The organism is Variovorax terrae (assembly GCF_022809125.1).
Taxonomy (GTDB): Bacteria; Pseudomonadota; Gammaproteobacteria; order Burkholderiales; family Burkholderiaceae_C; genus Variovorax_A; species Variovorax_A terrae.
In genome coordinates this window covers 282,370-309,161 of sequence record NZ_JALGBI010000003.1, presented here as the reverse complement: position 1 = coordinate 309,161, position 26,792 = coordinate 282,370, and the positions used below count along the sequence as shown (strand labels likewise).

Genomic DNA, 26,792 nt, shown 5'->3' with positions numbered 1-26,792 from the left:
AGCGGCCCTCTTGTTGCGTGGGTGGGCTTACTTGCCCAGGACACCCAGGCGCTTGTTGATGAACCACTGCTGCGCGATCGACAGCACGTTGTTGGTCAGCCAGTACAGCACCAGGCCCGAGGGGAAGAAGAAGAACATCACGCTGAAGGCCAGCGGCATGATCCACATCAGCTTGGCCTGCATCGGGTCTGGCGGCGTGGGGTTGAGCCAGGTCTGCAGCAGCGAGGTGCCGGTCATCACCAGCGGCAGGATGAAGAACGGGTCGGGCGCGGACAGGTCGTGGATCCACAACACCCAGGGCGCATTGCGCATCTCCACGGTGGACAGCAGCACCCAGTACAGCGCGATGAACACCGGGATCTGGATCGCGATCGGGAAGCAGCCGCCCATCGGGTTGACCTTCTCCTCGCGGTAGATCTTCATCATCTCCTGCTGCATCTGCTGCGGGCTGTCCTTGAGGCGCTCGCGCATCTCCATGACCTTGGGGTTGATGGCCTTCATCTTGGCCATGCTGGCGTAGGCCTTGGCGTTGAGCCAGTAGAAGGCGATCTTCAGCAGCACCACCAGCGCCACGATGGACCAGCCCCAGTTGCCCAGCATGCCGTGCAGCTTGTCGAGCAGCCAGTACAGCGGCTTGGCCAGGATGGTGAGCCAGCCGTAGTCCTTGACCAGTTCCAGGCCCGGCGCCAGGGCTTCGAGCTTCTTCTCTTCCTGCGGGCCGACGAACAGCCGCGCCTCCACGGTCTTGCTGGCGCCGGGCGCGATGGCGTCCACCGGCGTGATCATGCCCACGGCGTAGAGGTTGGTGTCGACCTTGCGCACGAACAGCTCGCGCTTGATGCCGTCGGCCAGCAGCCAGGCGCTGGTGAAGTAGTGCTGCACCATGGCGACGTAGCCGTCGGTGGATTCCTTGTCGATCTCGGCCTTGCCTTTTTCGATGTCGCTGAACTCGACCTTGTGGTACTTCTTGGCGCCGGTGTAGACCGCCGGGCCGGTGAAGGTGGAGTAGAACGAGGACTCGCCGGCCGGCTTGTTGCCGTCGCGCACCAGCTGCAGGTAGAGCTGCGGCGACACCGGCGCGCTGCCGGTGTTCACCACGTCATGCTTCACGGCGATGGCGTAGGAGCCGCGCTTGAGCGTGTAGGTCTTGACCAGCTTCACGCCGCCGAGGTCGGCCGACTCGAAGCGCACGCTGAGTTCGTCCTGGCCGTCCTTGAGCGCGCGGTCGCCGCTGAAGGCCATGGGCGTCTTGTGGGTGGGATAGGCCCCGCCGATCAGGCCGGTCTGCGCCACGTAGACGCGCGAGGCGCTGTCGTCGAGCAGCACGAAGGGCTTGTCCTTCTCGGTCAGGTCGGCGTAGCGGGTGAATTCGGAGCGGATCAGCGAGCCGCCTTCGGTGTCGAAGGTCAGGTGCAGCACGTCGGTGTCGACCTGGATGCGCTCGTGCGCCGGTGCCGGCGCGGCCGCCGTGCCCGGCACCTGGCCGACCCCGGCCTGGGGTGCGGCACCGGCAATGCTGGTGCTGCTGGCCGGCACGCTGGAGGCGCCGGCCGGGGCGCTGGCCGCCGCCACGGGCTTGGCCGGCGAGGGGAAGAAAGTGGCCTTGTGCCCGTTGTGGACCTGCCATTGGTCCCACAGCAAAACCATGGAGAAACCAAATATCACCCACAGGATGGTGCGGCGGATGTCGTTCATGAAGACTTCTTTGCTGAAAAAGGAGAAAGCAGCTGGGTGAACAGCCGGGGCTTTTCAAGAGAGGGCTGCGCCGGATCGCCGCCGGGCGCCGCAGAGCCCGCGCGGGCGCGGGCCCACGGGGTCTCGGGCACCGGGTCGCAGCCGCCCTCGCACCAGGGATGGCAGCGCACCAGGCGCCTGAGCGTGAGGTAGCTGCCGGCGGCGGCGCCGTGGCGCTCCAGCGCCTGCAGCGAATAGGCGGAACAGGTGGGCTCGAAGCGGCAGGCCGAGCCCAGCCAGGGGCTGAGCAGCAGGCGGTAGCCCTTGACCAGGGTGATCAGGACGGCCCGGATCATGATGCAGGCCGCCCGGCGGAGAGCGCCGCCTTGCTGAACAGCTGCTGCAGTTCGGTGCGCACGGCCTGCTTGAGCCGCTCTGAAGTGGCGCTGATGAACTGGGCGCGGTCGAAGCCGGCGCGCAGGCGCACCACATGGGCGGCTGCGGGCAGCTGGGCTTCGAAATCGGTGCTCACGTGGTAGATCTGGCGTTTGATGGCGTTGCGGGTCACCGCGCGCTTGGCCCAGCGCTTGGGCGTCATCGCCCCGATCCAGACGTCCCGCACAGCAAACAGGGCCTGCGGTCGCATGGACTCAGGCCCTGTTGAGATCGGCGCCGGCGTGTCGAGTTCCGAGCGATGCAGCGCGAAATGGGCTGTGCGGGACACCGTGCCTCCCGCCATGGCAGCCTGGAACTGCGCCCGCGTTTTCAGCCGCTGCACGTCGATGCCACACCGAAGCTGTGCGCCAGCTTTTGAAAGCCTGGGGCTCAGGCAGCCAGGCGCTTGCGGCCCTTGGCGCGGCGTGCGTTGATCACAGCACGGCCGCCGCGGGTCTTCATGCGGACCAGGAAGCCGTGGGTACGCGCGCGGCGAACTTTGGAAGGTTGGTAGGTGCGTTTCATGGTGAATTCCTTGAGGGTTCAGTTTCCGGCCCCGCACGCGGCAAAAAGCCTGGGGCCTTGATTCAAATCGCCCTGAACAATCAGGGAAACCCATGATTATCGCAAAATTTCTGAATGCCGGCAAGGCCTTACAAGGCATTTGCGGTGTGTTGCAAGAGCACCCCGGGCGTGCCGTCCGCCTTGTGGATAAATCCTTGATAAATTACAATGGAGGGTTCGACAAATTTAAAATATCCACAGAAGCTGATACCTATAATGACCGAGGGATACCACCCCAGCCTGGCTGCTGCGGCCGGCCAGAATGCGGGCCAGAGCCTATGGCAGGCCTGCGTCGACCAGCTGGCCCAGGAATTGCCCGAACAGCAGTTCAACACCTGGATCAAGCCCCTGGTGGCCCAGGTCGCCGACGACCTCTCCAAGGTCACCCTGTACGTGGCGAACCGCTTCAAGCTCGACTGGGTCCGGGCCCAGTACGCCGGCCGCATCGCCGGCATCCTGGAGCGGCTGTATGGCCAGCCTCTTCAACTTGAGTTAGCGCTTGCTCTCCGCGAAGCACCTGCCAAGACGTTTGTAGCCCCCACCTATGCCGAGATCGGCGTGGCGCCCGAGCCGGCCGGCCTGGGCGAGGAAAACGCCCAGGCCGTGTTCAAGAACCGGCTCAACACGGCACTGACCTTCGACACCCTGGTGGAGGGCACGGCCAACCGCATGGCGCGCGCCGCGGCCATGCACGTGGCCGGCACGCCGGGCCAGCTTTACAACCCGCTGTTCATCTACGGCGGCGTCGGCCTGGGCAAGACCCACTTGATGCACGCGGTGGGCAACCGGCTGCTGGCCGACCGGCCCGACGCGAAAGTTCTCTACATCCACGCCGAACAATTTGTTTCAGATGTGGTTAAGGCCTACCAGCGCAAGACCTTCGACGAGTTCAAGGAGCGTTACCACTCCCTCGATCTGTTACTGATCGACGACGTGCAGTTCTTCGCCAACAAGGACCGCACCCAGGAAGAGTTCTTCAACGCCTTCGAGGCGCTGCTGGCCAAGAAATCGCACATCGTGATGACCAGCGACACCTATCCCAAGGGCCTGGCCGACATCCACGAGCGCCTGGTGTCGCGCTTCGACTCGGGCCTGACGGTGGCGATCGAGCCGCCCGAGCTCGAGATGCGCGTGGCCATCCTGATCAGCAAGGCGCGCGCCGAGGGCGCCGAGATGCCCGAGGAAGTGGCCTTCTTCGTGGCCAAGAACGTGCGCTCCAACGTGCGCGAGCTCGAGGGCGCGCTGCGCAAGATCCTGGCCTATTCGCGCTTCAACCAGAAGGAAATCTCGATCATGCTGGCGCGCGAGGCGCTGCGCGACCTGCTGAGCATCCAGAACCGCCAGATCTCGGTCGAGAACATCCAGAAGACGGTGGCCGACTACTACAAGATCAAGGTCGCCGACATGTACTCCAAGAAGCGGCCGGCCTCCATTGCCCGCCCGCGGCAGATTGCGATGTACCTGGCCAAGGAACTGACACAGAAAAGCCTTCCGGAAATCGGAGAATTGTTCGGCGGGCGCGACCACACCACGGTGCTGCACGCCGTGCGCAAGATCTCCGGCGAGCGCCAGCAACTGACCGAGCTCAACCAGCAGCTGCACGTCCTCGAACAGACGCTGAAGGGCTGACCTCATCATGAAACCGCCATCAACTCCCACGACCCGCAGCGCGGTTCGGGCAAGCCTGGGGACAGTTCCGGCACAACGGCCCGGTTGTCCACATGCCCGGGCGCCGGCGCGGAAGTGTCCACCGGGCCGCGACAACCCGGAAGCAGGGCTGTGCACAGGCTTCGCTGGGGGCCAAGTGCTTGATAAAACAGGCGAAAATGGCGAAGTCCACAGCGCCGCGCGCGCCTTATCTACTACGACTCATTTGAATTAAAGAAATCAAGAAGAGGTTGACATGATTGTTCTGAAGGCAACACAAGACAAGGTTCTCTCGGTTTTGCAGTCGGTCGCGGGCATCGTGGAGCGGCGGCACACCCTGCCCATCCTGGCCAACGTGCTGATCCGCAAGACCGGCGGCTCGGTGCAGCTCACCACCAGCGACCTGGAGATCCAGATCCGCACCACGGCCGAGCTGGACGGCGATGCCGGCAACTTCACCACCACCGTGGGCGCGCGCAAGCTCATCGACATCCTGCGCACCATGCCGGCCGACCAGACCGTGAGCCTGGAGTCGAGCCAGAACAAGCTGATCCTCAAGGGCGGCAAGAGCAAGTTCACGCTGCAGACGCTGCCGGCCGAAGACTTTCCGCTGGTGCAGGAGGCCGCCAACTTCGGCCCCGTGTTCAGCGTGCCGCAGAAGACGCTGAAAGACCTGCTGAACCAGGTGAGCTTCGCGATGGCCGTGCACGACATCCGCTACTACCTCAACGGCATCCTGTTCGTGGCCGAGGGCCAGCAGCTCAGCCTAGTGGCCACCGACGGCCACCGCCTGGCCTTTGCCTCCGCCACGCTCGACGTGGAAGTGCCGCGCCAGGAGGTGATCCTGCCGCGCAAGACCGTGCTCGAAATGCAGCGCCTGCTGTCCGACGCCGAAGGCGCCATCGAGATGCAGTTCGCCAACAACCAGGCCAAGTTCAGCTTCGGCGGCATGGAGTTCGTCACCAAGCTGGTGGAGGGCAAGTTCCCCGACTACAACCGCGTGATCCCCAAGAACCACAAGAACAGCGTGACGCTGGGCCGCGCGCCGCTCCTGGCCAGCCTGCAGCGCACCGCCATCCTGACCAGCGAGAAGTTCAAGGGCGTGCGCCTGAACATCGAGCCCGGCACGCTGCGCGTGGCCTCCAACAACGCCGAGCAGGAAGAAGCGGTGGACGAGCTCGACATCGACTACGGCGGCGACGCCATCGAGATCGGCTTCAACGTCACCTACCTGATCGACGCGCTGGCCAACATGGGCCAGGAGATGGTGAAGGTCGATCTGGCCGACTCCAACAGCTCGGCGCTGCTGACCATTCCCGACAACGCCACCTTCAAGTACGTGGTGATGCCGATGCGCATCTGATGCTACAAAAAACGTAGCAAACAACGACCACAGCCCGCGGACATCCGCGGGTTTGGTCCTTCAAGAGTTTAGATACTGGAGATTTCCGCCCGGAAACCACGCTGACCATGACCGAAGACAACAAGCTGAACGAAGCCGCCCCCACGGAAGAAAGCTCCAACTTCCAGCCCAAGATCGACGCCCACCAGGCCGGCGCTTCCGAAGGCTATGGCGAAGGCGCCATCCAGATCCTCGAGGGCCTGGAAGCGGTGCGCAAGCGCCCCGGCATGTACATCGGCGACACCTCCGACGGCACCGGCCTGCACCACCTGGTGTTCGAGGTGGTGGACAACTCCATCGACGAGGCACTGGCCGGCCACTGCGACGACATCATGGTGACCATCCACACCGACAACTCCATCAGCGTGGTGGACAACGGCCGCGGCATCCCCACCGGCGTGAAGATGGACGACAAGCACGAGCCCAAGCGCTCGGCCGCCGAGATCGCGCTGACCGAGCTGCACGCCGGCGGCAAGTTCAACCAGAACAGCTACAAGGTCTCGGGCGGCCTGCACGGCGTGGGCGTGAGCTGCGTCAACGCGCTGAGCAAATGGCTGCGCCTCACGGTGCGGCGCGAAGGCAAGGTGCACCTGATCGAGTTTGCCCGCGGCGTGGTGCAGCACCGCCTGGTGGAGGCGGTGGACGGCGTCGAGGTCTCGCCCATGAAGGTGACCGGCCCGACCGAGAAGCGCGGCACCGAGGTGCACTTTCTGCCCGACACCGAGATCTTCAAGGAAAACTACGACTTCCACTACGAGATCCTGAGCAAGCGCCTGCGCGAACTGAGCTTCCTCAACAACGGCGTGCGCATCCGCCTGAAGGACGAGCGCAGCGGCAAGGAAGACGACTTCGCCGGCGCCGGCGGCGTCAAGGGCTTCGTGGACTTCATCAACAAGGGCAAGACCGTCCTGCACCCCAACGTGTTCCACGCCATGGGCGACCGCCAGAGCGAACACGGCACCAACATCGGGGTGGAAGTGGCGATGCAGTGGAACAGCGGCTACAACGAGAGCGTGCTGTGCTTCACCAACAACATCCCGCAGCGCGACGGCGGCACCCACCTGACCGGCCTGCGCGCCGCGATGACCCGCGTCATCAACAAGTACATCGAGGAAACCGAGCTGGCCAAGAAGGCCAAGGTCGAGGTCACCGGCGACGACATGCGCGAAGGCCTGTGCTGCGTGCTCAGCGTGAAGGTGCCCGAGCCCAAGTTCAGCAGCCAGACCAAGGACAAGCTCGTTTCCAGCGAAGTGCGCGGCCCGGTGGAAGACATCGTGAGCAAGCTGCTGGCCGACTACCTGCAGGAGCGCCCCAACGACGCCAAGATCATCTGCGGCAAGATCGTCGAAGCCGCGCGCGCCCGCGAAGCCGCGCGCAAGGCCCGCGAGATGACCCGCCGCAAGGGCGTGCTCGACGGCATGGGCCTGCCCGGCAAGCTGGCCGACTGCCAGGAGAAAGACCCGGCGCTGTGCGAGATCTACATCGTGGAGGGCGACTCCGCCGGCGGCTCGGCCAAGCAAGGCCGCGACCGCAAATTCCAGGCCATCCTGCCGCTGCGCGGCAAGATCCTGAACGTGGAGAAGGCGCGCTACGAGAAGCTGCTCACCAGCAATGAAATCCTCACGCTCATCACCGCGCTGGGCACCGGTATCGGCAAGGCCGGCGGCGTGGGCGGCACGGCGGGCGCGGACGACTTCAACGTGGCCAAGCTGCGCTACCACCGCATCATCATCATGACCGACGCCGACGTGGACGGCGCCCACATCCGCACGCTGCTGCTCACCTTCTTCTACCGCCAGATGCCCGAGCTGGTGGAACGCGGCCACATCTACATCGCCCAGCCGCCGCTCTACAAGGTGAAGGTGGGCAAGGACGAGCAGTACCTGAAAGACGGCAACGAACTCGACAGCTTCCTGCTGCGCGTGGCGCTCAAGGACGCCAACGTGTTCACCGGCGGCGAGGCCGGCCAGACCCTGGCCGGCGACACCCTGGCCGAGCTGGCGCGCAAGCACCAGCTGGCCGAAAGCGTGATCGCGCGCCTCTCGGGCTTCATGGACGCCGAGGCGCTGCGCGCCATCGCCGACGGCGTGAGCCTGAACCTCGACAGCGTGGCCGATGCCGAAGCCAGCGCCGTGCTGCTGCAGGCCAAGCTGCGCGAGCTGGCCACCAACGGCGTGCCCGCCGAAGTGGCCGGCGAGTTCGACGTCCGCACCGACAAGCCGCTGCTGCGCATCAGCCGCCGCCACCACGGCAACATCAAGAGCAGCGTCATCACGCAAGACTTCGTGCACGGCGCCGACTACGCAACACTGGCCGAAGCCGCCGACACCTTCCGCGGCCTGCTGAGCGAAGGCGCCCGCGTGACGCGCGGCGAAGGCGAGCGGCAAAAGGAAGAAAAAGTGAGCGACTTCCGCCAGGCCATGAAGTGGCTGATCGGCGAAGCCGAGCGCGCCACCGCCCGCCAGCGCTACAAGGGCTTGGGTGAAATGAACCCCGCCCAGCTCTGGGAAACCACGATGGACCCGAACGTGCGCCGCCTGCTGCGCGTGCAGATCGACGACGCCATCGAGGCCGACCGCGTGTTCACCATGCTGATGGGGGATGAGGTGGAGCCGCGGCGGGACTTCATTGAGACGAATGCGTTGAGGGCGGCGAATATTGATGTGTAGTCACATTCGATAACACAAGCGATGTAGTCTGTATAACGTTGGCGAACAGATTCGCCCGATCCGGATAGAAAGGGACGGCAGGCTGCCGTCCCTTTTCTTTTAAGACAATTGCTAGGTCGTCGGATGCTGCGCAGCCCAGTTCTCCAACGATCGTGACTCATCTGTGGATCGGCTTCGTTTGACAATGTAGTGGTGACGTATGCCTGATGTACTCGAGAGCACATCAGGTTGATCCAAGCTCACGAAGAAGCCGGCAACGCTTTGCCCAGCGATGCTCTCAAATGAGCACGGGTCTCCTCATCGGATGCCCACACATACAAGCCATGAATCGCTCGTGTCATCAGAATCCGATAGGCTTGTGCAACCTTGTGACGCAGCAACTCTCCATGCGGGCCAAAAGGCGCGAAAGCCCCTTCTTTTGCTGCGCGCGCGGTTATCACAGAAATCCCGCTCTCAAGAACCCTATCCACTTGAACTACCCAGCGGCCATCACGCCAAAGCAGATCGTCCAGCCAGATCAAGCCCAGATAGTGGTAGTCGAAACCCCGCACGGCATAAGGGCAACCCACTTCACACAAGGGGTCCAACTCCATGGCGCTACCGGGTCTGGCCTGGATGAATGATGTGTAGTCGGAACCTTTTGGGATGACATTCCACGGCTTGGCCCATAGACGTATCTGACCATCGACCTGCACAGGCTCGCAGAAGTCTTGCCCTTCTTGCGGGCCTTTGTGCGGGCTGACCATGCCTTCGGTTTTCCACTTACGTGAATAGCTGGAGACAAGCCGAACGGTGCGCTTCGGCGTATGCGCCCGCAGTGCGTCTTCCAGTTCAAAGGGGCTGTCGAAGACGCGAAAGTCGAAAGCCTGGGCCTTGCGTTGCTGAATGGACCAGAAATCCTCTTGTCTTTCAGCCGCCACGGCCACGGGGGGCCATTGTCCCAATGTGATGTGCTCAGTGGTTTGACCCGAACGAAGGGCAGTACCTTGCCGCTGTAGCTACTATTGGCTGCTGCAACGACATGATGGGTGTTTTCACTTTCTTGTTCCTTGTTCTGACGCCACGCGCCAGCATGTACGCAGTTCACAGTAGCGGGAGTACCTCCTAACAGCGCTTCCACCCAAGACATGTACTCCGCTGATCCAACGCACCGGAATTGCGCGCCGGCCAACGATACCGTGTCGACATCGGCCTCCAGTTCCTTCGCCCACTGCTTAATGTCATCCACCGTGGTGTTCTCGCGCGCTCGAAAGCTCTGCTGCGGATCGATGAAGAAAACAGCAACACGGCTGCTGCGGATGATGTGGAATGCCTGTGGCCCCAGGCCCGTGACAAAGCCGTACTGGCCAACCCCGTGCTCACGCTCAGGGTTGATCAGTGCATGTGCTTCGTCCACCAAGGTAATGATGCAACTGTTGTCTTCCGAACCGGGTTGGCATTTCATGCCGGTTTGATCCATGGCCTGCAAAGCATGGAGATGCTCTCTCCATTGCTTGGCGCTCTTGAACAGATTCTCGTTATTGAGGGTCTTGCGCAGTTGGTTGAGTTGCGGCGTTGTGATCGGCGTGAAACTGGTGGCCTTGCGTGCCACGCCTTTGCCTGAGCGCGACTTGGCCACTTGGTCGATGAGCCAGCTCCAGTTGCTGCTCTGACTTTGAGGGGTTGTGACCAAGACCACATTGCCGTCCGGCAGTGCCTTGTCGGTGACCAAGGTAGCCCATAGTCGCGCGGCGACGGCGGATTTGCCTGAGCCAGGCGGGCCTTCGACAATGATCACCTTGCGTTGTTTGAAAGTCTTGTCTGATATCTGATGGTTGACCTTGGCCTGGCACAGTGAGAAAGCACGACGTTGGTTGTCAAGCAACTCAAAGGCACCGCCGCTCTGCTGCAGGATTTCGCTCCCAATCTGCGCCATGAAACTCCGGTTCTGGCGGTAAGTGCCGGAGGTGAAAGATTGGGCAAATGCAGCATCTGCCTCTGTGAGGCGTGTCTTCAGGAAATTGGGAAAGGCCTGGGCCGCGTCTTGCTCGCTAGTCGTGAAAAGTGGGAACTCACCACTCAACTGCTCGTTGGGTGCGGTTGTGTAGGCCTGAGTGTGGAAGGCACTGGTGAATAGCACGCAGCCGTGGACTTTGGCCGCATGGTCCAGCACGGCGGAATGAAAGCGTTGGCAATAGTGAACATACCCGCGCACCTGATCGGATGGATGAAGCTCCTGCAAGCCATGACGTGCAACCAAGCCTTCCCACACACCAGGCTTGTCCTGCCGGGTGTCCCAATCCTTCAACTCGATCATGACTGTGGCTGGTAGTCCTTCATGCTGCCCCAGCAGCACGACGTCACACCATGCGGAGGCACCTGGCAGGTGGTACTCCAAAGAGACATGATGTTCGCGCTTGGCAAAGTGCAGGTGAAGTTCACCCAACTTCGAATGGGTCAGCATCTGCGCCAGTTTGGGCAACGACAGCCTCCATGCATTTGCTTCTGCTTCGCCAAAGCGGCCTGTGACACTTCTCAAGTCCTCAACCAAGCGGTTCAAGTTGTGATTGACGGTCTCTCTGAATTCAGCGACTGTGAGCAGCATGCGCGATACCTGGCTTTTGTTGACTTTGCGAGTTTAGTGATAAGGAGAAAGCACCTTCAGCCCGGGCCAGGCAAAGGTGTCGTGCTCTAAACTGCGCTCTAGAGGTTCTTTGCCATGTCGGACTCCATCCAGCAACTCATTCAACGCTTGCAACAGTTTGCCGATGCACGCGATTGGGGACAATTCCATTCGCCAAAAAACCTGGCTTCCGCTTTGATCGTTGAAGCAGGCGAATTGCTTGAACACTTTCAGTGGATGTCGGAATCCCAAAGTCGGGAACTGAATGAAGAGAAAAAGCAGCAAGTGGCATATGAAATGGCGGATGTGTTGTTGTATTTGATTCAACTATCGTCGGCCCTGAATATCGACCTGCTGACAGCAGCAAAGAAGAAGATGGCCCTCAATGAGCAAAAGTACCCGGTAGACCTCGCCAAGGGCAATAGCAGGAAATACAGCGAAAACTAGGCTGGATGTGCTGTGCGCACTCTCTTTCCTGATCTTCTCCATTGAACGGCCTCTCCTCACTTCTTTGAACTAACACCTCAACCGAAACTGCTCATCCCGCGCCACCTTGCGCCGCGCACTCAAGCGGTCCTGCTCCCACGCCGGCTGCGGCTGGCGTGCCCGCGCGTCGATGTAGCTGATTTCTTCTTCCAACCCCTGGCAGACCGCCTTGAGCTGAACCGCCAGATCGGGGTAGGCATAGACCGGTTGCGGCGCTGCCTGCACCACATGCTGCTGCCGTGGCTGCAAGGACTGCAATGCAGCCGCCCGGTGTTCAGGCCGCATCCCGTCGGCCAGGTTCTGCGCGGGGTCGATGCGCAGGTGCGTGGCCGGCGCGGTGGCGGAGGCACAGCCGGCGTCCGAGTAGCTGGTGACGCCGTTGACCACGCACCGGGTCACCACCTTCGGCGCGGCGGGCACCGTGGGCGAAGGGTAGGTAAGGGCGGCGGGGCCACGGGGCGGCGGCACGGCCGGACGGGAGACCGTGGCGGTGGATGGCGGCTGGCGCTTTGCCGGTTGCCGCGCCTCCCACCAGCCCCAGGCCTTCCAGAGCACAAAGCCCACGGCCAGCCAGAACAGGATGATCTGCAGCGTGGATTGGAGCGTCGGCTCGGGCGGCGCAAACGGCCGCGGGCGGGCGTCGAGGTCGCGCCAGCGGCGCTCGCGCACATAGTCACGGTCTTGCAGTCCCACGGGGGAGCCTCCCTGCTCGTCATTCGTTCATCGCCCTCTCGCATGAGGCGTGTTGTCGTAAGTTGAGACGATTTGTAACCCAGTTCCGTGGCGGCGGCAACGCGGCAGACCCCTTAGCGCTTTTGGCCTCAGTTTTTGAGCCAAATCGCCCCGAGGTCCGCGCCGCATGGTCATTGGTTGCTCATCTTTTCATAGCAACCCGCCTTCGCGGCCGCAAGCCACCCGGCTTTCGTGTGCCACACTACCACTGTATGTCTCAACAGGATTGGGCCCAGGCGGCCCTGCAGTCGTTCGATGAAGTGGTGCGGGGCACCGAGGGGTTTCGCAGCCGCGAGGGCCAGCGCCACATGGCCGAGCAGGTGGCCCGGACCTTTTCCGCCGCCGCCCTGGGCAAGCCGCAGGAGGAGGGCGCGGCCGGACCCGCACCAGCGCCCGTTATTGCCGTGATCCAGGCCGGCACCGGCGTGGGCAAGTCGCTGGCCTATTGCGTGCCGGCCATCACGCTGGCGCTGGCGCGCAGCACGCGGGTGCTGATTTCCACCGCCACGGTGGCGCTGCAGGAGCAGCTCGTCAACAAGGATTTGCCGGCGCTGGCCGGGCGGCTGCCGCAGCCGTTCAAGTTCGCGCTGGCCAAGGGGCGCGGGCGCTATGTGTGCAAGCTCAAGCTGGAGCGCCTGGCGGGCACCGGCGGGGCCGGCGCGGGCGGCAGCGGCGATGACGACGACGATCTGTTCGCCGAGGAAGAGGCCGCGCTGCGCGCCAGCCGACCGCGCCAGGAGACCGAGGCGCGCATCGCGTTCTACGGCGCCCTGGCGCAGGCGCTGGGCAAGGGCCTGTGGGACGGCGACCGCGACTCGCTCGACGCGCCGCCCGAGCCCGAGATGTGGCTGCCGGTGGCGGCCGAGGGCGCGTCGTGCACCGGCAAGCACTGCCCGGCCTTCAGCCAGTGCACCTACTACGACAAGCGCAAGGAGCTGGTGGGCGCGCAGGTGATCGTGGCCAACCACGACCTGCTGCTGTCCTCCCTCGGTGCGCGGGTGCTGCCCGAGCTGGACAACTGCCTGCTGGTGCTGGACGAGGCGCACCACCTGCCGGCCACCGCGCTCGGCCAGTTCGCCGGCGAGATGGACCTGAGCCGCCTGCAGTGGATCGACCGCCTGGCCAGCCGCGGCCTGCGCATCGGCGCGCTGGTGGAGGTGAGCGAGATCGCCGACATCCCGCGCCATTCGGCGCAGCTGCTGCAGCACCTGCAGGGCCTGGCGCGGCAGGTGATGGATCTGTACGGCGAGGCCCTGCGCGGCCAGAAGGACACCTGGGGCCCGGCGCGCGTGCGGGTGCCGCGCGGCGAGCTGCCCGAGGCGCTGCTGGCGCCGCTGGGCCAGGTGGCGCACCATGCGGCGGGCTTCCTGGACGTGCTGCGCGCCATCGCCAAGGCGCTGCGCGCCGAGATGCGCGACAAGCCCGCCGAGGCCCGGCGCCTGTCCACGCTCTATGCGCAGATGGGCATGCTGGCGCCCCGGCTCGAAGAGGTGCACGCCACCGCGCAACTGCTGCTGCAGGACGCGCCCGAGGGCGCGGCCCCGGCGGCCAAGTGGTTCACGCTGGCCACCGATGGCGACTACATCGTGGTCAAGGCCCATGCTAGCCCCATCCTGCCGGGCGCCACGCTGCGCCACCACCTGTGGGGGGCCGTGCGCGGCGCGGTGCTTACCTCGGCCACGCTCACGAGCTGCGGGCAGTTCGATTTCTTTTTGCGCGAGGCCGGCCTGAACGGCCTGCACGAGGAGGGCGCGGCCACCACGCTGGAGGTGCCCAGCCCGTTCGACTACGCGGCGCAGGGCACGCTGGTGGCCGTGGCCACGCGGGCCGACCCGAAGCAGGCCGCCGCCTTCACGGCCGAGATGGTGCAGGCGCTGTTGCAGGATCTGGCGCAGGTGGCGCACGGCGCGCTGGTGCTGTTCACCTCGCGCGAGCAGATGCGCCTCGCGGTGGAGGCGCTGCCCGCGCGGCTCGCCTCGCGCGTGCTGGTGCAGAACACGCTGCCGCGCGCCCAGTTGCTCAAGCGCCACCGCGAGCGCGTGGCCGACGGCGAGCCCTCCATCATCTTCGGCATGCAGTCGTTCGGCGAGGGGCTGGACTTGCCGGGCGCGCTGTGCGAATCGGTGTTCATCACCAAGCTGCCGTTCGCGCCGCCCGACGACCCGGTGGGCGAGGCGCGCGCCGAGTGGCTGCGCGGCGTGGGCCGCGACCCGTTCAGCGAGCTGGTGGTGCCCGCCACCGCCATGCGGCTGGCGCAATGGGCCGGCCGCGCCATCCGCACCGAGGACGACCGGGCCCGGGTCTACTGCTACGACCGGCGCCTGACGCAGACCGCCTACGGCCAGCGCCTGATGAACGGCCTGCCGCCGTTCGCCGTCGAGCGGCGCGCGGCCGGCGCGGCGGTGCCGGGCTGAAGAGCCTCACGCTGCATAATCCGCCCATGGTTCTCGGGCCCGCGCAACGCAATCGCATCGCAGACATCTGCCGGCGCTACCACGTCCGCCGGATGAGCCTGTTCGGCTCGGCCGCGGTGGGTACGGAGCGGGCCGACAGCGATGTGGATCTGCTGGTGGAGTTCATTCCCGGCGAAGCGCCCAGCGGCTTCGCGCTGGTGGACATGCAAGGCGAGCTGGCTGATGCCTTCGATGGGCGCCGCGTGGATCTGGCCTTTCCGTCCGTGCTGCGCAACCCCTGGCGGCGGCGCGCGATCGAAGCGCAGCTGCAAACCCTTTACCAATGAGCATGGACCGCACCCCCGCGCATGTGGCAGACATGCTGGAGTTCGCGCGCGAGCTGATCGCGCTGGCTGGCAGCAAGCCGCTGCCGCTGTTCCTCGCCGACCGGGTGCTTTGCCTCGCGGTCGAGAAGCTGTTCATCAATCTGGGCGAAGCCGCCAAACGCATCGATCCGGCAGAGACCGGGCGCATCCCGGGCGTGCCCTGGGTCCGGGTGATCGGTTTGCGCAACATCCTGGCTCATGGCTATGAGCAGATCGAGCACGAGGTGCTTTACAAGGCCATCGTGAATGACCTGCCCGCGCTGGCGGCGGCACTTGAGCAATGGCTTGCCGGCCACGGCGCCTGAGCTGGCGCTCAAGCACCCGCGCCCCCAGCCAGCCTTCATGCCCCGCATCGCCGTCATCGACTTCGAAACCACCGGCCTGTCGCCCGCGCTGGGCGACCGCGCCACGGAAATCGCCATCGTGCTGGTGGAAGAGGGCCGGGTGGTCGACCGCTACCAGAGCCTGATGAACGCCGGCGTGCGCATCTCGGCCTTCATCGAGGCCTACACCGGCATCAGCAACGCCATGGTGGCCGCCGCGCCGCCGGCGGCGCAGGTGATGGCCGAGGCCAGCCGCTTCGTGGGCCGCACCCCCATGGCGGCGCACAACGCCTCGTTCGACCGCCGCTTCTGGGCCGCCGAGCTGGAGCGGCTGGGCCTGCCGGCCGCGCAGCCCTTTGCCTGCACGCTGCTGCTGTCGCGCCGGCTCTACCCGCAGGCCGCCAGCTACAAGCTGGGCGCGCTGGCGGCGCTGCACGCCCTGCCGGCCGCGGGCCGGGCCCACCGGGCGCTGGCCGATGCCGAGGTGGCGGCGGCCCTGCTCGAGCGCATCCAAAGCGATCTGCGGCAGCGCTTCGGCGCGCCGCAGCCCCGCCACGAGCTGCTGATGGCGCTGCAGGCCTGCCCGCGCCACGCCGTGCCGCGCGCCATCGAGCGGCACCTGGCGGCGCAGCCGGGCGCCTGAGGCGGCCGCGGCGGCGATTTAATAGTCAAATCGGCCGGAGGTCCAGGTCCTGCGGTCATTGTTTGCTCCTGATTCAATAGCAACCAGGCGCTGCTCGCTGCTCGTTTTTTAAGCGCCGCTTAAGCCCTGCGTCCCAGAGTGAGGCAAGGCGGCCGTCGTGGCCGCCAGCCTGACGAAAGGAGTTCACCATGTTTCACCGTGTAGCCACCCGGCCGCTGCTGGCCGCGTTCTGCCTGATGGGTGGCGCCCTGCTGGGCCCGGGCGCGCATGCGGCCGGCCCGCCGCCGCACAGCCGCGACGGCGTCGAGTTCATGAGCGGCGGCATCGGGCAGGACCAGGCCCGCCTGATGGAAGAACAGGCGCCGCACTGGCCCGCCACGCTGGAGTTCGCCGTCCAGGACCACGGGCATTCCGCTTTCGCGGCCAATGTGCATGTGACGGTGCGCCAGGCCGGGCATGACGAGCCCGTGCTGCGCAACGTCACGGCCGAGGGCCCGTTCCTGATGGCGCGGCTGGCGCCGGGCCACTATGAGGTGGAGGCCACGCTCGCGGGCCAGACCCTGCGGCGCACGCTCACCGTGCAGTCCGGCAAGCCCAGCCGCGCGCTGTTCCTCTGGCCCGCCGGCACCGACATGGGCGCCCCGTCCTGACTGTTGAGAGTCTCCCAGGGGCTGCGCGGCCGCGAGAAGGCGCCGTTCAGGGAAAGTGCGGGCATGGCCCGGCGCGTCCTGCCCGCATACTCGGCGCCCTATGAAACTGCTCTGGAAAAGCCTGCTCCTCCTGCTCGCGGCTGGCCTGTTCTTCGCCATCGCGGGCATCGTCGCCACCTGGGCGCCCGACCAGCCGGTGGCGGCGCTCAAGGCGCGCTGGGCGCCGCCGCCCTCGCAATTCATCGCGGTGCAGGGCATGCAGGTGCACCTGCGCGACGAAGGCCCGCGCGACGACCCCGAGCCCCTGGTGCTGCTGCACGGCACCTCGGCCAGCCTGCACACCTGGGACGGCTGGGCCGCCGCGCTGCGCGGCCAGCGCCGCGTGATCCGCGTCGACCTGCCGGGCTTCGCGCTGACCGGCCCGCAGCCGCAGGACGACTACTCGATCGACGCCTATGTGCGCTTCGTGGCCGCGCTGCTCGACCAGCTGGGCGTGCAGCGCGCCGTGCTGGCGGGCAACTCGCTGGGCGGGCAGATCGCCTGGTCCTTCGCCGCGGCACAGCCGCAGCGCGTCACCAGGCTGGTGCTGGTGGATGCGGCGGGCTACGACTTCGCCTCCGCCTCGGTGCCGCTGGCCTTTCGCATCGCGCGCCTGCCGATGCTGGCGCCGCTGCTGGAGCACACCCTGCCGCGCGGCATGGTGGAGGGCAGCGTACGCAACGTCTATGGCGACCCGGCCAAGGTCACGCCCGAGCTGGTGGACCTGTACTACGACATGGCGCTGCGCGAAGGCAATCGCCGCGCCCTGGGCCTGCGCATGAGGCAGCGCCTGGCGGTGCATCCCGAGCGCATCGCCACGCTGAAGCTGCCCACGCTGATCCTGTGGGGCGGGCGCGACCGGCTGATCCCGCCGGACAGCGCCCGGCGCTTCGCCCAGGACATCGCGGGCAGCCGGCTCGTGATGTTCGACGACCTCGGCCACGTGCCGCACGAGGAAGACCCGGCGCGCACCGTGGCGGCGGTGAAGGCCTTCCTCGGCCCCTAGCGCCATTGCCGTCCACCGTAATTTGCGACAACCCGCGGTTGAATGCGGGACCGGCGGCTCCATCTGCAGGCCCGGGGCCGACTTTTTCGCGCGGCTCCCCCGCCATGCCCTTGCAACTTCTCCGTGTCATCGTGCTGCTGTTCCATGCCTGGGTCGGCTGGCGGCTGCTTCCGGCGCTGGCGCCGTTTCCCGTGGCGCAGGCCCTGCTGGCCGGGGTGCTGGCCGCCTCGGCGCTGCTGATGCCGCTGGGCCTGCGGGCGCCGCGCGGGGTCAGCCCCCGGCTCGCCAACGCGCTGGTGTGGCTCGGGCTGCTGTGCATGGGCCTGTTCTCCTCGCTGTTCGTGCTCACGCTTGTGCGCGACCTGGTGCTGCTGGCCGCCGCCGCGCTGCCGGTGGCCGGCGCGGAGCACGCCGCGCTGCGGTTGTGGAGCGCGCTGGCCGTGCCCGCGCTGGGCCTGCTGGCCACCCTCTGGGGCTTTCTGAACGCGCGCCGCACCGCGGCCGTGGTGCGGGTCGACGTGCCGATCGCCGGGCTGCCGGCGGCCCTGCACGGCTTCACCGTGGCGCAGATCAGCGACGTGCACGTCGGCCCGACGATCCGGCGCGACTACCTGAGCCGCATCGTGGCGCGCGTGAACAGCCTGAACGCCGACATGGTGGCCATCACGGGCGACCTGGTAGACGGCAAGGTGCCCGAGCTGGCCGCGCACGTGGCGCCGCTGGCGCAGCTGGCCTCGCGCCACGGCAGCTACTTCGTCACCGGCAACCACGAGTACTACTCGGGCGCCCCGGCCTGGATGGCCGAGCTGCAGCGCCTGGGCGTGCGCGTGCTGCTCAACGAGCATGTGGTGCTGCGCCACGGCGGCGCGCCGCTGGTGGTGGCCGGCGTGGCCGATTTCAACGCCCACCACTTCGAGCCCTCGCACCGCAGCGACCCGCAGGCCGCGCTGGCCGGCGCGCCCGCGCAGGCGGGGGTGGTGAAGCTGCTGCTGGCGCACCAGCCGCGCAGCGCCGAGGCGGCGGCCGAGGCCGGCTTCGACCTGCAGCTCTCGGGCCACACCCACGGCGGCCAGTTCTGGCCCTGGAACCTGCTGGTGCCGCTACAGCAGCCCTACACCGCCGGGCTGCACCGGCTGCGCGCGCTGTGGATCTACACCAGCCGCGGCACCGGCTACTGGGGGCCGCCCAAGCGCTTCGGCGCGCCCTCGGAGATCACCCACTTGCGGCTGGTGCCGGCGCCACAGCGGCGCGCCTGAAATATCTCGTTGCACAAGAAGTAACTCCTGTACCAGATTGTTGGGCAACTGCAGGCATAGTTTGGCCGTCAGCACCGAAGGAGCGGTTGTGTCCCAATTCCTCTACCGGCCCGCCAAGGCCAGCGATCTGGCGCGCTGCGTGGCGCTGTTCCGGCAGGGCGGTTCGCGCGGCGCGCTGCTGGACCAGGCCCTGCTGACGCAGCTTCTGAGCGAGCACGTGCTGGCCATCGCCTGCGTGTTCGAGGAGCGCCGGTTCGACGGCACGGCCACGGTCTGGGGCTGCGGCTTCAGCGCCTTCGTCACGCCCGAGGTTGCCGCGCGGGCCTGCCGCGGCGAGATTCCCGACCTCGTCAACACGCTGATGTATTCGCACCGGGGCCCGGCCCCGATGCTGCTCGGCCGCACCGAGCAGGCGCGCCTCAACGCGGCGGGCGAGATGCATGTGGTCATGCTCAATTTCGTGATCGACGATTCACCCGAGGCGCCGGCCGCGGAGATCGACATGGTCTGCAACAAGGCTTTCCTGATGACGCACAGCGGCTATGGCCTGCGCACCTATTTCATGGAGCTGAACGACCGCGAGCGCAAGACCCCGGCGCTGCGCCAGTCGGCGATGGCCATGGGCTGCAAGACCGCGCCGGCGCCCGAGGGCGCCACCGCCCATGTGTACTTCCTCGAAGAGCCCATGTTCAGCGAGCACCCGTTCCATGCGCTGCGCATGCTGTTCCGGCGCCGCACGCCGCGCCTCGGTTTGGCGCCCGCGCAGCAGGACCTGCTGGTGCTGGCCCTGCGCGGCTGCCCGGACGAGGAGATCGCCTCCGAGCTGGGCATCACCTGGAACACCGTGCGCAAGCGCTGGCGCGCCATCTTCCAGCGCGCCGAACAGGCGCTGCCCGGCCTGCTCGGCGACCCGCCGGCAACGGGCGCCGGCACGGCGCGCGGCACGGAAAAGCGCCGGCCCCTGCTGAGTTTCCTGGAAGAGCACCCGGAAGAATTGCGGCCCTGGCTCAGCGCGCACTGAGCGCGCCGGCAGCCCTTTTTCGCGCCTTCGGCGCCCCCGCGGCATACCCATTTTGGGGCCTTGTGCCGCCCATCCCCCGTCAATAGCATCCGCTCCGACCTTGGACCACGGTCCGGATCGGCCAGCGGTCCTGCATATCAACGACACCACAGGGGAAGCCGTCATGAACCACCTCAAGAACCGCCACCTGCTGGCGCTGGCACTGTCACTGGGCCTCACCGCCTGCGGCGGCGGCAGCGACGGCCTCGCGCCATTCGGCCCCGTCAGCAGCACGCCTGCCAACGGCGCCACCGGCGTGGCGCGCAACGTTCAACCCTCAGCCACTTTCAACCAGAGCCTGAACGCCGCCAGCATCACGGCCACGACCGCGCAGCTGCTCAGCCCGCTGGGCCTGCCCCTTCCCGTCACGCTCAGCGCGAGCGGCGCGGTGCTGAGCATGGCGCCCGTGGCTGCGGCCTTGCCCGGCGGCACCACCTACACCCTCGCGCTGGCCGCCGGCCTGCAAAGCGCCTCCGGCGCCGTGCTGGGCACGGCTTTGTCTTCCACGTTCTCCACCGTCGCCCAGCAGTGGAGCGGGGTGGCCCAGGTCAGCGCACTGCCGTCCGCCGGACACGCCTTCGCCTCCTCTGTGGTGGCGGATGCCGCGGGCAACCTGACCCTGGCCTGGTATCAGGACAATGGCACGCGCACCGTCGTCAACGCCAGCCGCTATGCCAATGGCGCCTGGAGCGCCCCTGTGCAAGTAGACAATCCCGCAGCCACGGGCAACGCCGTCAATCCCTCGCTGGTCGCCGATGCGGCGGGCAACGTGACCGCCGCCTGGCAGCAGAACAACGGCACGCGCTTCGTGCTCAACGCCAGCCGCTACAGCGGCGGCGCCTGGAGTACGCCGGTGCAGGTGGACAGCCCCAGCGCCACGCGCGATGCACAGAATGCCGCGCTGGTCGCCGATGCGGCGGGCAACGTCACCGCCGTCTGGCGGCAGTCCAGCGGCGGCTCGAACTATGTGCTCAATGCCAGCCGCTACAGCAGCGGCGCCTGGAGCGTGCCGGTGCGGATCGACAGCCCCAGCGCCATCAGCGCTTCGTCCTCGGCGGCCCTGGTGGTGGATGCCGCCGGCAACGTGACGGCCCTCTGGTCGCAGAACAACGGCACGCGCAACATCATCAACGCCAGCCGCTACGGCGGCGGCGCCTGGAGCGCGCCGACGCAGGTGGACAGCGCCAGCGCCACTGGCGATGCGCAGTCCCCGGCGCTGGCCGTGGATGCGGCCGGCAGCGTGACCGCGGCCTGGTCACAGAACAACGGCGTTCGCAGCGTCATCAATGCCAGCCGTTTCAGCGGCGGGAGCTGGAGCCCCGCCGTGGAAATCGACAGCCCCGGCGCCACCGGCAGCGCCGACCGGCCGACCCTGGCGGCCGACGCCGCCGGCAACGTGACCGCCGCCTGGATCCAGATCAGCGGCGCCCGCGCCATCTTCAACGCCAGCCGCTACAGCAGCGGCAACTGGAGCACGCCGGTTCAGGTGGACAGCCCCAGCGCCACCGGCGGCGTGGACCAGACCGTCCTGGCAGCAGACATCGCCGGCAATGTGACAGCCCTCTGGAGCCAGGCCAGCGGCGCCCGCGTGGTCATCAATGCCTGCCGTTTCAGCGGTGGCCGCTGGAGCACCCCGGTGGAAGTGGACAGCGCCAGCGCCACCGGCACAGCCGACGGGCCTTTGCTGGCCGTGGATGCCGCGGGTAACGCCGTGGCGGCCTGGAGCCAGGTGCTCGGCTCAAGCTTTGTGGTCAACACCAACCGCCTGCAATAAGAACGTGTTTGCGATCTGTATGGGGCCGCGTTGGGACGCAATCGGGATGAGTTGGCCGCCAACATCACGCCGCATGGGCTCATGCCCATGCAAGGGATTTGGTAGACAAATCGCCCGATTTCGTCCCAACCCGAAGGGCAAGTGCCTTTTCGGGCGGTCTGCGGCGTTGCGCTGCTGGCCAATAGCCAGCTATTGGCGGCGCAGCGTGCCTTGCAGCCCATCCAGAAAAGGCACTTGCGCGACCCCATACAGATCGCAAACACGTTCTAAGGCCCGAACTTCATGACAGCCACAGGAGAAACCACCATGCATCATTCGAGAAACCGCCACCTGCTGGCGCTGGCACTGTCACTGGGCCTCGCCGCCTGCGGCGGCAGCGACGGCATCGCGCCGTTCGGCCCCGTCAGCAGCACGCCTGCCAACGGCGCCACCGGCGTGGCGCGCAACGTTCAACCCTCAGCCACTTTCAACCAGAGCCTGAACGCCGCCAGCATCACGGCCACGACCGCGCAGCTGCTCAGCCCGCTGGGCCTGCCCCTTCCCGTCACGCTCAGCGCGAGCGGCGCGGTGCTGAGCATGGCGCCCGTGGCTGCGGCCTTGCCCGGCGGCACCACCTACACCCTCGCGCTGGCCGCCGGCCTGCAAAGCGCCTCCGGCGCCGTGCTGGGCACGGCTTTGTCTTCCACGTTCTCCACCGCCGCCCAGCAATGGAGCGGGGTGGCCCAGGTCAGCGATGCGTCGGCGAATGCCCTCAACCCTGTGCAGGCAACGGATGCCAGCGGCAACGTGACGGCCGTCTGGCAACAGGACACCAATGGCACGAACAACGTGGTCAAGGCCAGCCGCTACAGCGGCGGCAGCTGGAGCGCGCCGGCTTTGCTCAGCACCGCGGCACTGGGTGCCGCCGTGAACCCCGTCGTCGCCGTCGATGCGGCGGGCAACGTGACCGCCGTCTGGCGGCAGTTCAAAAGCGCGAGCAATTACGGCATCAACGCCAGCCGCTACAGCAATGGCAGCTGGAGCGCGCCGGTTCGGGTCGACAACGTCCCGGGCAACGCCGTTAGCCCCGCTCTGGTGGTGGATGCCGCCGGCAACCTCACCGCGGCCTGGCAGCAAAGCAATGGCACGCGCGTCGTGATCAACGCCAGCCGCTACAGCAACGGCGCCTGGAGCGTGCCGGTGCAGGTGGACGCCCCCAGCGCCACAGGCGACGCCATGGCGGCGGTGCTGGCCGTGGATGCCGCCGGCAACGTGACCGCCTCCTGGAACCAGTACAACGGCAGCAACTATGTGATCAACACCAGCCGCTACAGCAACGGCGGCTGGAGTGCGCCGGTTCAGCTCAACAGCGCCACGGGCGACGCTTTCTACCCCGCTCTGGCGGTGGATGGCGCCGGCACCGTGACCGCGGCCTGGTGGCAGCACATTGGCACGCGCGACGTGATCAACGCCAGCCGCTACAGCGGCGGCAATTGGAGCGCACCGGTTCAGGTGGACGCCCCCAACGCCACAGGCAATGCGCGAACCCCGGCTCTGGCCGTGGATGCCGCCGGCAACGTGACGGCCGCGTGGCACCAGGTGAGCGGCGCCTACTACGTCATCAACGCCAGCCGTTACCGCAACGGCAGCTGGAGCCCCCCCACCCAGGTGAGCGGCGCCAGCGCCACGGGCGATGCCATCAATGCCGCCCTGGCCGTGGATGTTGCCGGCAACCTCAGCCTGGCCTGGACCCAGTACGACGGAACGCGCTTCGCCGCCAATGCCAGCCGCTTCGGCAACGGCAGCTGGAGCGCGCCCACGGAGCTCGACATCCCCGCCGCCACGAGCAACGCCATCAGCCCGGTCCTGGGAGTCGATGCCACCGGCAACGTGACCGCCACCTGGTACCAGGGAAGCCCCGGCACCTACGTCATCAATGCCCGCCGCCTGCAGTGACCCGGCCTCGCCTTTCCCTCACCTCAAGGAGCCTGACATGCACCCCCCAACCTTTGCTGGCCGCGTCTTCGCTGCCGCTGTTGCCCTGGCGGCGCCCCTGTGCGCCCAGGCGGACTCGTTCAACGCCAAGCCCGGCGCCTGGGAAACCACCACGGTGATCGTGACGACGGGCAACCCCATGCCCGACGCGATGCTGGCCAAGATGCCCGCCAGCATGCGTGCCAGGTACGAGCAGAGCATGGCCGCGCGCTCCGGCAAGCCCAGCACCGGCGTCAGCAAGGTCTGCCTGACGGCCAAGGACTTCGACCAGAACCGCTGGCTCAAGATGGAGGACGAGGACGACAAGGAGGACAACTGCGCCAAGAAGACCGACAAGGTGATCTTCAAGTCGGCCAGCAAGCTCACGCTCGAGCGGGTCTGCAGCGCGTCCTACGTGCAGACCGCGCTGATGACGGTGGAGGCCCAGGGCCCCGAGCGCATCGTGAGCAGCGTCGACATCACGAACGCGGGCTCGCGCGGCAAGGTCCACATGGACACCGCGAGCCGCTGGCTCGGCGCGAGCTGCGCCGGGATCCAGTAGCCACGCCGGGCAGGCTGCTGACAGGTCCGTGTCGTGCGGCTTGCTAGCCTTGGGCTCCCATTCCCCCGACAGGAGCCGCCATGCCCCCTCTTTCTCCCAGCGTCATGTCCCATGTCTCGCTCGGCACCAATGACTTCGCGCGCGCCAAGGCGTTCTACGACGCGGTGCTGGCCACGCTGCAGATCCGCTGCGTGATGGAGCACCCGGGCGCGGCGGCCTATGGCCGCGAGTTTCCGGAGTTCTGGGTGCAGCAGCCGTTCGACGGCGGCCCGGCGCAGACCGCCAACGGCGTGCACTTCGCCTTTCTGGCGCAGTCAGCCGAGGAGGTGCGCGCCTTCCATGCCACGGCCCTGGCGCTGGGCGCGCGGGACGACGGCCCGCCTGGCCCGCGGCCGCTGTACGGCCCGCCGTACTACGGTGCCTATGTGCGCGACCTCGACGGCCACAAGATCGAGGCCATGTACTGGGACGAAAGCGCCGCCTGAGCCCGGTTTTCAAGAAAAATAGGCCAAAGGTCCGCGCCGGGCGGTCATTTCACGCTATTGATTTCATAGCATCTTCCGTGCGGCGCCAGCGCAGCGCCGGCGCGCACGGCGCGCCGCCTCAGCGCGCGTCGGGCAGCTCGATCTTGACTTCCAGCACCTCGAGGTTGTCCTGGCGCTCCAGGTTCACCTTGATGTCGTTCGGGTCGATCTTGATGTACTTGCTGATCACGGCCACCAGGTCGCGCTGCAGCGCGGGCAGGTAGTCGGGCTCGGCCGGGTTGCGGCCGCTGCGCTCGTGGGCCAGGATGATCTGCAGGCGTTCTTTGGCAACGCTGGCGGTTTTCTTCTTCTCGCCAAGCAGGAAGGACAGCAGGGACATCACTTACTTTCCTCCGAACAGGCGCTTGAGAAAGCCCGCCTTCTGCGCGTCGACGAAGCGCAGCGGCTTGTCTTCGCCGAGGAAGCGGTCGATCACGTCCTTGTAGGCCTCGGACACCTCGGTGCCCTTGAGGTGCACCGCCGGCAGGCCCTGGTTGGAGGCCTGCAGCACGCTCTCGCTCTCGGGGATCACGCCGATGAGCTTGATGCGCAGGATGTCCTGGATGTCCTCGAGCGAGAGCATCTGGCCCTGGTCCACGCGGCTCGGGTTGTAGCGCGTGATCAGCAGGTGCTCCTTGATCGGCTCCTTGCCGTCGATCGCGCGCTGCGTCTTGCTGCCCAGCATGCCCAGGATGCGGTCGGAATCGCGCACCGAGGACACCTCGGGGTTGGTGACCACCAGCGCCTCGTCGGCGAAGTGCATGGCCATCAGCGCGCCGGTCTCGATGCCGGCCGGCGAGTCGCACACGATGTACTCGAACTCCATCGCGGCCAGGTCCTTGAGCACCTTCTCCACGCCGTCCTTGGTCAGCGCTTCCTTGTCGCGCGTCTGCGAGGCGGCCAGCACGAACAGGTTGTCGCACTGCTTGTCCTTGATCAGGGCCTGGTTCAGGTTGGCCTCGCCGTGGATCACGTTGACGAAGTCGTACACCACGCGGCGCTCGCAGCCCATGATGAGGTCGAGGTTGCGCAGGCCCACGTCGAAGTCGATGACCACCGTCTTGTGGCCGCGCAGGGCCAGGCCGGTGGCGAAGCTGGCGCTGGTGGTGGTCTTGCCCACCCCGCCCTTGCCGGAAGTCACGACGATGATTTTTGCCATGGGAGTCCTTGATTGAATGGTTGGGTGGGGCTCAGCCCCTGGCCTTGAGCGCCTCGATGACCAGCTTTTCGCCGGCCAGCCGGATCTGCGTGGGCTGGCCCCACACATCGGCCGGCAGCGGCACGTCGCTGGTGCGGTAGATGCCGCTGATGGAGATGAGCTGCGCCTCCAGGCACAGCGAGAAGATGCGGGCGTCCTCGTTGCCGCGCGCGCCGGCGATGGCCTTGCCGCGCAGCGGCGCATAGACGTGGATGTGGCCGTCGGCGATGACTTCGGCGCCGGGGTTGACCATGGCCATCACCACCAGGTCACGCCCCTTGGCATAGACCTGCTGGCCCGAGCGCAGCGGCTTATCGATCACCAGCGCGCTGGGGGCCACCGGCGCGGGCGCCGGCAGCGGGGCCGCGGGCGCGGCGGCGCGGGACGCCTTGGGCGCGGGCGCCGCCACCGCGTCGGGCGCGGCGGCCAGGCCGGCCGCCAGGGCAGCCGCCATCTGCTCGGCATTGCCGCCCCGGGCGGCGATGGGCGCCACGCGGTAGCGCCGCAGCAGGCTCACCAGCGCGGCGAAGTCGGGCGGCGGGGCCTCGGCCGGCAGCGCCGACATGTCGACCACCAGCGGATCGTTGTCGAAAAAATCGGGAATCTCGTCGAAGCGGCGCGCCAGCTCGTCCGTCACCGCGGCCAGGTCGGCCGATTTCAGCAGGAAGGCGACCAGCGGCAGGTGGGCGCTCTTGATCTCGAACGTGGCAGGGGCGCTTCCTGCGAGGGCAACGGGCATTGTGGGAAGAGGACGACTCGGGAAAAGTGGCAAATCTTAACAGCCGCCCACGACCCGAAGGTGAAGGAATGAAAC

The 26,792-nt window shown here is 66.8% G+C and carries 25 protein-coding genes and 1 pseudogene; 16 read left to right on the top strand and 10 right to left on the bottom strand.

The genetic code is table 11. The features are described 5' to 3' along the window. Nucleotides 1-27: 27 nt before the first annotated feature. Genes yidC through rpmH form a run of 4 tightly spaced genes read right to left on the bottom strand, consistent with a single transcriptional unit; the run spans nt 28 to nt 2,634 of the window. A complete protein-coding gene (gene yidC, locus MMF98_RS20855; protein ID WP_243309268.1) occupies nt 28-1,695 on the bottom strand; it encodes a membrane protein insertase YidC in 1,668 nt (555 codons plus the stop codon). Further along, nucleotides 1,692-2,030 carry a membrane protein insertion efficiency factor YidD gene (yidD, locus tag MMF98_RS20850; RefSeq protein WP_243309267.1) on the bottom strand — a complete coding sequence of 113 codons (339 nt, stop codon included), beginning with the start codon at nt 2,028-2,030 and terminating at the stop codon, nt 1,692-1,694. The genes yidC and yidD overlap by 4 nt, the downstream gene beginning before the upstream one ends. Continuing rightward, the gene (locus MMF98_RS20845; protein WP_243309266.1) at nt 2,027-2,452 is read right to left on the bottom strand and encodes a ribonuclease P protein component; all 426 of its coding nucleotides are present in this window, start codon (nt 2,450-2,452) and stop codon (nt 2,027-2,029) included. Before MMF98_RS20845 ends, yidD begins: the two co-directional genes overlap by 4 nt. Before the next feature lie 47 nt (nt 2,453-2,499). After that, nucleotides 2,500-2,634 (bottom strand): 50S ribosomal protein L34, encoded by a 135-nt coding sequence (rpmH, locus tag MMF98_RS20840; protein ID WP_145893359.1) that lies wholly within the window; start codon nt 2,632-2,634, stop codon nt 2,500-2,502. Between the two features lie 255 nt (nt 2,635-2,889). On the opposite strand from rpmH, the gene dnaA reads away from it, so the two are divergent. The 3 genes from dnaA to gyrB all read left to right on the top strand — a co-directional run bounded on the left by dnaA (nt 2,890) and on the right by gyrB (nt 8,391). Beyond that, nucleotides 2,890-4,302 (top strand): chromosomal replication initiator protein DnaA, encoded by a 1,413-nt coding sequence (gene dnaA / locus MMF98_RS20835; RefSeq protein WP_243309265.1) that lies wholly within the window; start codon nt 2,890-2,892, stop codon nt 4,300-4,302. A gap of 274 nt (nt 4,303-4,576) precedes the next feature. After that, on the top strand, nt 4,577-5,683 hold the full coding sequence (dnaN, locus tag MMF98_RS20830) for a DNA polymerase III subunit beta (protein WP_243309264.1): 1,107 nt from the start codon (nt 4,577-4,579) through the stop codon (nt 5,681-5,683). A 107-nt stretch (nt 5,684-5,790) separates the two neighbouring features. Beyond that, a complete protein-coding gene (gene gyrB / locus MMF98_RS20825; RefSeq protein ID WP_243309263.1) occupies nt 5,791-8,391 on the top strand; it encodes a DNA topoisomerase (ATP-hydrolyzing) subunit B in 2,601 nt (866 codons plus the stop codon). Between the two features lie 239 nt (nt 8,392-8,630). On the opposite strand, the gene MMF98_RS20820 is transcribed toward gyrB, so the two are convergent. Further along, the gene (locus tag MMF98_RS20820; RefSeq protein ID WP_243309681.1) at nt 8,631-9,311 is read right to left on the bottom strand and encodes a DNA/RNA helicase domain-containing protein; all 681 of its coding nucleotides are present in this window, start codon (nt 9,309-9,311) and stop codon (nt 8,631-8,633) included. A gap of 185 nt (nt 9,312-9,496) precedes the next feature. Continuing rightward, nucleotides 9,497-10,306: pseudogene (locus tag MMF98_RS20815) on the bottom strand (DNA/RNA helicase domain-containing protein); the annotation flags it as partial. A gap of 783 nt (nt 10,307-11,089) precedes the next feature. Between MMF98_RS20815 and MMF98_RS20810 the strand changes: the two are divergent. Continuing rightward, nucleotides 11,090-11,440, top strand: coding sequence for a nucleotide pyrophosphohydrolase (locus MMF98_RS20810; RefSeq protein WP_243309262.1), 351 nt, complete (start codon nt 11,090-11,092; stop codon nt 11,438-11,440). 69 nt (nt 11,441-11,509) lie between these two features. Here the strand turns inward: MMF98_RS20810 and MMF98_RS20805 are convergent, their stop codons facing one another. Next, a complete protein-coding gene (locus tag MMF98_RS20805; protein WP_243309261.1) occupies nt 11,510-12,172 on the bottom strand; it encodes a hypothetical protein in 663 nt (220 codons plus the stop codon). Nucleotides 12,173-12,423: 251 nt separating this feature from the next. Here MMF98_RS20805 and dinG point away from each other — a divergent pair, with 251 nt between their 5' ends. The 12 genes from dinG (at nt 12,424) to MMF98_RS20745 (ending at nt 24,741) form a co-directional block, all read left to right on the top strand. Next, entirely contained in the window at nt 12,424-14,625 is a 2,202-nt protein-coding gene (gene dinG, locus MMF98_RS20800) for an ATP-dependent DNA helicase DinG (RefSeq protein WP_243309260.1), read from the top strand. Nucleotides 14,626-14,651: 26 nt separating this feature from the next. Further along, entirely contained in the window at nt 14,652-14,951 is a 300-nt protein-coding gene (locus MMF98_RS20795) for a nucleotidyltransferase family protein (protein ID WP_243309259.1), read from the top strand. Nucleotides 14,952-14,953: 2 nt separating this feature from the next. After that, nucleotides 14,954-15,295: a HepT-like ribonuclease domain-containing protein gene (locus MMF98_RS20790; RefSeq protein WP_243309258.1), complete on the top strand. Its 342-nt coding sequence runs from the start codon at nt 14,954-14,956 to the stop codon at nt 15,293-15,295. 37 nt (nt 15,296-15,332) lie between these two features. Further along, complete coding sequence (locus MMF98_RS20785) at nt 15,333-15,956, top strand: 3'-5' exonuclease (protein ID WP_243309257.1); 624 nt, start codon at nt 15,333-15,335, stop codon at nt 15,954-15,956. A 188-nt stretch (nt 15,957-16,144) separates the two neighbouring features. After that, nucleotides 16,145-16,606 carry a carboxypeptidase-like regulatory domain-containing protein gene (locus MMF98_RS20780; protein WP_243309256.1) on the top strand — a complete coding sequence of 154 codons (462 nt, stop codon included), beginning with the start codon at nt 16,145-16,147 and terminating at the stop codon, nt 16,604-16,606. Nucleotides 16,607-16,706: 100 nt separating this feature from the next. Next, complete coding sequence (locus MMF98_RS20775; protein ID WP_243309255.1) at nt 16,707-17,651, top strand: alpha/beta fold hydrolase; 945 nt, start codon at nt 16,707-16,709, stop codon at nt 17,649-17,651. A gap of 104 nt (nt 17,652-17,755) precedes the next feature. Next, entirely contained in the window at nt 17,756-18,907 is a 1,152-nt protein-coding gene (locus tag MMF98_RS20770; RefSeq protein ID WP_243309254.1) for a metallophosphoesterase, read from the top strand. Nucleotides 18,908-18,995: 88 nt separating this feature from the next. Then, entirely contained in the window at nt 18,996-19,928 is a 933-nt protein-coding gene (locus MMF98_RS20765; RefSeq protein ID WP_243309253.1) for a hypothetical protein, read from the top strand. 163 nt (nt 19,929-20,091) lie between these two features. Continuing rightward, nucleotides 20,092-21,741: an Ig-like domain-containing domain gene (locus tag MMF98_RS20760; protein ID WP_243309252.1), complete on the top strand. Its 1,650-nt coding sequence runs from the start codon at nt 20,092-20,094 to the stop codon at nt 21,739-21,741. Nucleotides 21,742-22,047: 306 nt separating this feature from the next. Continuing rightward, complete coding sequence (locus MMF98_RS20755) at nt 22,048-23,676, top strand: Ig-like domain-containing domain (protein ID WP_243309251.1); 1,629 nt, start codon at nt 22,048-22,050, stop codon at nt 23,674-23,676. Nucleotides 23,677-23,713: 37 nt separating this feature from the next. Further along, nucleotides 23,714-24,256: a DUF3617 domain-containing protein gene (locus MMF98_RS20750; protein WP_243309250.1), complete on the top strand. Its 543-nt coding sequence runs from the start codon at nt 23,714-23,716 to the stop codon at nt 24,254-24,256. An 80-nt stretch (nt 24,257-24,336) separates the two neighbouring features. Beyond that, nucleotides 24,337-24,741, top strand: coding sequence for a VOC family protein (locus tag MMF98_RS20745; RefSeq protein ID WP_243309249.1), 405 nt, complete (start codon nt 24,337-24,339; stop codon nt 24,739-24,741). Between the two features lie 118 nt (nt 24,742-24,859). On the opposite strand, the gene minE is transcribed toward MMF98_RS20745, so the two are convergent. From minE to minC, 3 genes are read right to left on the bottom strand one after another with little or no spacing between them, the layout of a single operon-like run. Then, nucleotides 24,860-25,120, bottom strand: a complete 261-nt coding sequence (gene minE, locus MMF98_RS20740; protein ID WP_243309248.1) for a cell division topological specificity factor MinE — start codon at nt 25,118-25,120, stop codon at nt 24,860-24,862. A 3-nt stretch (nt 25,121-25,123) separates the two neighbouring features. Further along, nucleotides 25,124-25,939, bottom strand: a complete 816-nt coding sequence (minD, locus tag MMF98_RS20735) for a septum site-determining protein MinD (RefSeq protein ID WP_243309247.1) — start codon at nt 25,937-25,939, stop codon at nt 25,124-25,126. Nucleotides 25,940-25,970: 31 nt separating this feature from the next. Then, on the bottom strand, nt 25,971-26,717 hold the full coding sequence (gene minC, locus MMF98_RS20730; RefSeq protein ID WP_243309246.1) for a septum site-determining protein MinC: 747 nt from the start codon (nt 26,715-26,717) through the stop codon (nt 25,971-25,973). Nucleotides 26,718-26,792 lie beyond the last annotated feature (75 nt).

What these genes read in the sequence shown, in the direction of transcription:
- yidC (WP_243309268.1), bottom strand. Translation starts at nt 1,695, where the DNA reads ATGAACGACATCCGCCGCACCATCCTGTGGGTGATATTTGGTTTCTCC.
- yidD (WP_243309267.1), bottom strand. Translation starts at nt 2,030, where the DNA reads ATGATCCGGGCCGTCCTGATCACCCTGGTCAAGGGCTACCGCCTGCTG.
- rpmH (WP_145893359.1), bottom strand. Translation starts at nt 2,634, where the DNA reads ATGAAACGCACCTACCAACCTTCCAAAGTTCGCCGCGCGCGTACCCAC.
- dnaA (WP_243309265.1), top strand. Translation starts at nt 2,890, where the DNA reads ATGACCGAGGGATACCACCCCAGCCTGGCTGCTGCGGCCGGCCAGAAT.
- dnaN (WP_243309264.1), top strand. Translation starts at nt 4,577, where the DNA reads ATGATTGTTCTGAAGGCAACACAAGACAAGGTTCTCTCGGTTTTGCAG.
- gyrB (WP_243309263.1), top strand. Translation starts at nt 5,791, where the DNA reads ATGACCGAAGACAACAAGCTGAACGAAGCCGCCCCCACGGAAGAAAGC.
- MMF98_RS20810 (WP_243309262.1), top strand. Translation starts at nt 11,090, where the DNA reads ATGTCGGACTCCATCCAGCAACTCATTCAACGCTTGCAACAGTTTGCC.
- dinG (WP_243309260.1), top strand. Translation starts at nt 12,424, where the DNA reads ATGTCTCAACAGGATTGGGCCCAGGCGGCCCTGCAGTCGTTCGATGAA.
- MMF98_RS20795 (WP_243309259.1), top strand. Translation starts at nt 14,652, where the DNA reads ATGGTTCTCGGGCCCGCGCAACGCAATCGCATCGCAGACATCTGCCGG.
- MMF98_RS20790 (WP_243309258.1), top strand. Translation starts at nt 14,954, where the DNA reads ATGGACCGCACCCCCGCGCATGTGGCAGACATGCTGGAGTTCGCGCGC.
- MMF98_RS20785 (WP_243309257.1), top strand. Translation starts at nt 15,333, where the DNA reads ATGCCCCGCATCGCCGTCATCGACTTCGAAACCACCGGCCTGTCGCCC.
- MMF98_RS20780 (WP_243309256.1), top strand. Translation starts at nt 16,145, where the DNA reads ATGTTTCACCGTGTAGCCACCCGGCCGCTGCTGGCCGCGTTCTGCCTG.
- MMF98_RS20775 (WP_243309255.1), top strand. Translation starts at nt 16,707, where the DNA reads ATGAAACTGCTCTGGAAAAGCCTGCTCCTCCTGCTCGCGGCTGGCCTG.
- MMF98_RS20770 (WP_243309254.1), top strand. Translation starts at nt 17,756, where the DNA reads ATGCCCTTGCAACTTCTCCGTGTCATCGTGCTGCTGTTCCATGCCTGG.
- MMF98_RS20760 (WP_243309252.1), top strand. Translation starts at nt 20,092, where the DNA reads ATGAACCACCTCAAGAACCGCCACCTGCTGGCGCTGGCACTGTCACTG.
- MMF98_RS20755 (WP_243309251.1), top strand. Translation starts at nt 22,048, where the DNA reads ATGCATCATTCGAGAAACCGCCACCTGCTGGCGCTGGCACTGTCACTG.
- MMF98_RS20750 (WP_243309250.1), top strand. Translation starts at nt 23,714, where the DNA reads ATGCACCCCCCAACCTTTGCTGGCCGCGTCTTCGCTGCCGCTGTTGCC.
- MMF98_RS20745 (WP_243309249.1), top strand. Translation starts at nt 24,337, where the DNA reads ATGCCCCCTCTTTCTCCCAGCGTCATGTCCCATGTCTCGCTCGGCACC.
- minE (WP_243309248.1), bottom strand. Translation starts at nt 25,120, where the DNA reads ATGTCCCTGCTGTCCTTCCTGCTTGGCGAGAAGAAGAAAACCGCCAGC.
- minD (WP_243309247.1), bottom strand. Translation starts at nt 25,939, where the DNA reads ATGGCAAAAATCATCGTCGTGACTTCCGGCAAGGGCGGGGTGGGCAAG.
- minC (WP_243309246.1), bottom strand. Translation starts at nt 26,717, where the DNA reads ATGCCCGTTGCCCTCGCAGGAAGCGCCCCTGCCACGTTCGAGATCAAG.